This window comes from Acidipropionibacterium jensenii DSM 20535 (assembly GCF_000425285.1).
In the GTDB taxonomy this organism is placed as follows: Bacteria; Actinomycetota; Actinomycetes; order Propionibacteriales; family Propionibacteriaceae; genus Acidipropionibacterium; species Acidipropionibacterium jensenii.
The window spans coordinates 1-3689 of record NZ_AUDD01000052.1 but is presented as its reverse complement, the minus strand read 5'-3'; the positions used below and the strand labels follow the sequence as shown (position 1 = coordinate 3689).

The window sequence follows — 3689 nt, the reverse complement described above, 5'->3', positions numbered from 1 at the left end:
CCCCTACCCGGTGACCGACACGCCAGCCACCATCACACCCCCACTACACCGTGGATTGTGATGAGCCACAAAAGCGGGAGCGCTCCAACCATGTCGAGTAAGCTCATCTCGATATGTGCGATACAGGGAAGAATCCAAGTGGGACACCTGTTCCGCATTGGGCTTGCTCTGCTGATGGCAACTCTCCTGACCGCTCCTACACCCGCGCTTGCTGTATCTCCTAGCCCCTCCCCTACATCGACGGGGCCCAATCAGGCTCAGTGTACGGCTTCCGGAGGGGTGTGGGTTATCGTCGACCTCCCGGACGCCATCATGGCGGCCAACTGCGCTCCTCACCCGGCCGACGGCATTGACGCCCTGAGTCAGATTGGTGTCACGGCTACTCCCACGAGTAAGAACTTGATCTGCGAATTGCAGGGACGCCCGATCAACTCCTGCTCAAAGGACAAGGGATTCGACAGGAAGACGAAGGAGTACTGGGCCTACTGGCATCGCAGCACTCCTCAGGCTCCGTGGATATACTCCGAGAGGGGGGCTAACAATTATCACCCCCAACCCGGGTCTGTCGAGGGTTGGAGGTGGGGGGCGAAGGTGCAGCCGCGTTGGCACACCTCCCCATTAATTCCGCCAGCCATGCCGCCGCACAAGAACGGTCCCCTTCCGATCTTCATCACCCTGGGAGTGCTCATCCTCACCGCAATCATCTACTGGTGGTGGCGACGGAGGGAAACAATTAACAAACGATAGACGAGGGTCTGCAGTGTTGACTCCTCGGTGCTTTTTGGGCTCGCAAGAAATTTTGGTTTAAAGCGGCTTGACGTGATTCGCTGTATTTCATCTCCACCTCGTTGGGGTACCGGATTCCGAACGAGGTAGAGAATTGTCAATGGAATTTCTGACTGGTCGACTGAAAGCTAGTCCTGGGAGTGTTCAAAAAATGTCGGGAAGCCCATTCTGTGTCACCACCATCATGACACAGAATATCTGGCTTGGGCCGGGCGGCGCTGATCACTCGGCACGAGAAGTCTGAGGCACTGGCTGGTCGAATCCGTCTGCGGTTCGGGACCTCAAGCGTTCTCGGGTCCTAGGAGATCGTCGAGGGCTCCGGGAACCTCCGCCGCCGTCAGACTCATCCACTTTCCGTCGGGGTGGACGACCACCAGGGGTGCATGGTTGCAGGGGTACATGCACCCGGTCGGGGTCATCAGCACGTCCTGGTCGGCGACGCCGCGCCGGTGCAACTCGGCGGACAGTGCCGAATGCGTCCGGTCCCCGCCCCGGGCGTTGCAGCGCGGCCCCCGGCACACCAACAGGTGGTAGCGCACCGGTGGGACCTCCTGCCATGCGGCACTGGTGAGGCCGGCCTCCCGGCCGGTCACCTCACGCCATCCCCAGTCAGCGCCAGGATGGTCCTCGGCACGGGCGACTGCGGTTCTGGTGATGACAGACGCGTCGGCGACTCCTTCGCTGCCGGGATCGACACCATTCTCACGGCAGGTGCTTCCGGCGGCCGGCGGCTCCTCGCCGGGCCTTAGCACATGCCGGCAGACCCGGATGTGGAAGTCGCCATCGGGATGAGCCGCCTCCCAGGCGCGCAACCAGGCACCCGCGACTCGGCGCAGCCACGACACCGCGATTGGGCCGTCCAGGGTCGTCATCCCCATCAGCTCGATCTGGCAGCTCCCGTGCCGGGCGATCTCGTCCAGAGCAGAGTGCAGGGACATGCCGTCGCCCTGTACCTGGGCGTGTCCCCAACCAGCGGCCGCGAAGGTCGCAGCCCAGCCGGCGCACTCCCCGGCGTCCGGGAAGGTCAGTCCGACGAGGAGCCTCGCCTCCGGGCGCCCCTCAGTTCCGCTCATCATCAACCAGCCCTATCCAGGAGAACCGCATCCGGTCGCTGCGGCGTACTCGCCCGTCGACTCCGAAGTGTCGCCTCACCATTGCCTCGGTGAGGACGTCGTCCACCGGACCCTGGGCAACCAGCCGGCCCGAGTCCATCACGAGCAGGTCGTCGGCGAAGGCCGCCGCCAGATCCAGGTCGTGGATCACCGCGACTGTCGTGATGCCGAGGGTCCTCACCTTCTCCAGCAACCCGATCTGGTGACGCTGATCCAGGTGATTCGTTGGCTCGTCAAGCAGCAACACCCGCGGCTCCTGGGCGAGCGCGCGGGCCAACTGAACGCGCTGCTTCTCGCCTCCTGACAGGCTCGACCAGTCGCGACAGGCCAGATTGGCAACCCCGGTGACCGTCATCATGCGCGCTACCTTGGGGTCGTCCTCGCTGCGGAGGCCCCAACGGCTTCGATATGGGATTCGCCCCAGAGCGACGATGTCGGCCACCTTGAGGTTGACGTTGGCTCGCGGCACTTGCTCCAGTAGAGCGATTGTCCTGGCATGACGTCGGCGTGGAATCTGTGTGAGATCGGTGTCGTTCAGCAGCACGCGACCGTGGCTCGGAGTCCGCAACCCCGCCATGAGATGGAGCAGAGTGGTCTTTCCCGAGCCGTTCAGACCGACGATCATGGTCATCCGGCCGGAGGTAATGCGGGTTGTCACCCCGCTGATGATGATGTGCCCGTCGGCCTGCCAGGCCAGCTCCTCGGTGGCCAAAGCCCCTCGGCCATCCGTCCTCACGGTCATGAATGCCTCGCCTCACGTCGCAGCAGCACAACCAGCACGGGAGCACCGACGGCGGCGGTGATCACTCCGACCGGAATCTTCGAGCCGGGCGCGAGAGTTCTTGCGGCAGTGTCTGACCGCACCGTCAGCAGCGCCCCGGAGAGCGCCGACAGCGGCAACAGACCCGCGTGACGAGGCCCAACCAGCAGTCGCACGATGTGTGGCACTGTGAGTCCCACGAATCCGATCGGTCCTACGAAGGCCACGCATACCGCTGTCACCAGAGCCGTGCCGACCAGAAAGGCCCACCGGACAGGGATGACGGCGATCCCCAGAGAGGCGGCACTGACGTCGCCGAATGCGAAGGCGTCCAGCATCCGGGCATTGGCAGGGCACACGGCCAGAGCCACCACCGCTGTGGCCGCCAGGGTCACCGCCGAGCCCCAGTTCAGTCCGGTGAAAGCACCCAGGGTCCAGGCCAGCGCCATCCTCGCGGTGTCCCGCTGGCCGACAACCATGATGAGCAGATTCACTCCGGCACTGCACAACTGGCCTACCGCGACCCCGGCCAGGATGGTTCGCCCGGCTGGCAGTGCACCGGAGCGACCGGTGGCCATTGCCAGCACCAGGACCAGCGCCGCGACCGCACCGATGAACGAGGCCAGCGTCATGAGCAGGGTCTGGGACAGGGCACTGTTGATCCCGATCACCAGGACGGCGACCGCACCGACCGAGGCCCCGCTGGAGATTCCGAGCAGGTACGGATCGGCGAGCTCATTGCCGGTGAGAGTCTGCAGTACAGCACCCGACAGTGCCAGCAGCGCTCCGACCGCGATCGACCCGAGCACGCGAGGGGCACGCATCTGCCAGACGATCTCGTCATTGAGTGGGGTGACGCCGGCGCCAGCGATCAGTCTCATCCTCCGAGCGACGACATCGACCACGTCTCCGGTGCCGATGTGGACCGAACCGACTCCTAGTGTCGCGTGTCGTAAGTGACTTTATGGTTGGGGTTCGAGATCATGGGGTATGGCGAACAGACCTGCTCCGGGGCTGATGTTGCGTGGTGG

2 protein-coding genes and 1 pseudogene are annotated in these 3689 nt (G+C 64.2%); all 3 read right to left on the bottom strand.

From position 1 onward, the window contains the following. Window positions 1–1067: 1067 nt before the first annotated feature. Entirely contained in the window at window positions 1068–1859 is a 792-nt protein-coding gene (locus H590_RS16975) for a (2Fe-2S) ferredoxin domain-containing protein (RefSeq protein WP_245569825.1), read from the bottom strand. Beyond that, window positions 1846–2640, bottom strand: a complete 795-nt coding sequence (locus H590_RS0113600) for an ABC transporter ATP-binding protein (protein WP_028703939.1) — start codon at window positions 2638–2640, stop codon at window positions 1846–1848. Before H590_RS0113600 ends, H590_RS16975 begins: the two co-directional genes overlap by 14 nt. Beyond that, window positions 2637–3599: pseudogene (locus H590_RS16970) on the bottom strand (FecCD family ABC transporter permease); the annotation flags it as partial. The gene H590_RS0113600 and the pseudogene H590_RS16970, both read right to left, overlap by 4 nt. Between the last annotated feature and the right edge of the window lie 90 nt (window positions 3600–3689).

What these genes read in the sequence shown, in the direction of transcription:
- H590_RS16975 (WP_245569825.1), bottom strand. Translation starts at nt 1,859, where the DNA reads ATGAGCGGAACTGAGGGGCGCCCGGAGGCGAGGCTCCTCGTCGGACTG.
- H590_RS0113600 (WP_028703939.1), bottom strand. Translation starts at nt 2,640, where the DNA reads ATGACCGTGAGGACGGATGGCCGAGGGGCTTTGGCCACCGAGGAGCTG.